The sequence below is a fragment of the Roseomonas chloroacetimidivorans genome, from assembly GCF_049629625.1.
Classification (GTDB): domain Bacteria; phylum Pseudomonadota; class Alphaproteobacteria; order Acetobacterales; family Acetobacteraceae; genus Roseomonas; species Roseomonas chloroacetimidivorans.
This window is the reverse complement of record NZ_JBNBZS010000277.1, coordinates 1-1342: the sequence shown is the minus strand read 5'-3', so window position 1 is coordinate 1342 and position 1342 is coordinate 1. Positions and strand designations below refer to the sequence as shown.

Sequence of the window (1342 nt, the reverse complement as noted above, 5' to 3'; positions counted from 1 at the left end):
TCGCCGTCTCCGACGAACAGATGGCTTCCCTCAACATCGCCCGGCACGACTTCCATGGCGAATGGAACTACACCATCCGCCCCCGCAACAACTCAGATGAAGCGGTTATCGCCTGACAAGCCCTAAGGGTAGAGGCCCGTCTCTCGGAGCAGGGCATTAAGCAACTGTGAGTAGCCTGCGAAGTCGTCTCGATGCTCAAGAACCCGGATCAGGAGGGATTGAGCAGTAGGATTCTCGGGAGCCTGACCGAGATGACGCGCGATAGACTGCAGAATCGCAAACGCTTCGGCGGAACTCCGGGAGGGTGCTTTGAGCGCGCGAAGCGTCTCTTCCGGGGTCATGCCATCATGCCCTTCAGCTTCGCGTCAAAGCGTTCGATCAGCTTGGCCTTATTGTTCATGGGCAGCAAGATTAGAATGATCTTCACTTCGTCCGGCAGGCGTGCAGCACGGAATCGGCCATGATGTTTGTCGAACTCTGCAGCGATTGCCGCCTCGTAGACGCCATCGGTGCGCTTATGAGCAGCAACTGTCGAGCTATCATAGGTAAGAAGCACCGGAATGCTGAGGCGCGTGAACACCTCATCCATGGTGACGTTTCCCGCAAGGAGACGTTCGAGGGCTGCGCGATGCGGATGATCCGGATCGACCTTTCGCCAGATTGCTGCGAATTCTGTCCGGAGATACGGAATGCGAGTGTGCTCATGCAGCTCCTTCACCACATCACGTACAGCGCTCGACACATCCTGATAAAGCTTCACCTCGCCCAGCCATAGTTCGAGGCCGTCGTTGGCCTCGACGACGTGAACAGCATCGAAGCCCTTGACCGTGTCGTTCGGTGCATCCTTGAAGAACACCTTGCTTATTGCGGGAGTCGATCCGAACTCTTGCCGGATGATGGCGTGAAGTAGGATCTCGCCGATCTCCCCACGGGTCGCATACTTTGCCGATTTGTAAATCGTCTCGGCAGCGGCGCGAAGGGCCCTTCGAGCGTTCGCGCCACTGAGGGCGTTGAACTCGCGCTCGTTGAGTGCGAATTCAGGAAGCCACTCGACAATATGCTCCGCGAGTTGCTCATAGCGCCACTCGCCACCCTCAAAGCCTGCGCAGAGACCTGTGAGACCGGGCAGGTCATCGACGCGCTTGACGATAGTCCGCAGAAGCGGGGGCGGCATGGACGGCTTATGCACAAGACCAACCGCCTGCCTTGAGCTGACTAGTGGGTCACTTGCCTCGGACTGTGCCATACTGGCTGCTTCCGGATGACGAGGTGACCCATGTCACGGCGACAGGGGGATCCGCTCCGCCTACTGAGCGAAGCGGAGCGGACATTGCTCTCACGG

Annotated in this window: 1 protein-coding gene; it reads right to left on the bottom strand. The window is 58.4% G+C overall.

What is annotated here, in order from left to right; genetic code table 11:
* Positions 1 to 337: 337 nt before the first annotated feature.
* Positions 338 to 1174, bottom strand: a complete 837-nt coding sequence (locus tag ACO1BU_RS37405; protein ID WP_424140908.1) for a HamA C-terminal domain-containing protein — start codon at positions 1172 to 1174, stop codon at positions 338 to 340.
* Positions 1175 to 1342: the final 168 nt, after the last annotated feature.

Excerpts from the sequence above, each read along its gene's own strand:
- ACO1BU_RS37405 (WP_424140908.1), bottom strand. The coding sequence starts at position 1,174 with ATGCCGCCCCCGCTTCTGCGGACTATCGTCAAGCGCGTCGATGACCTG.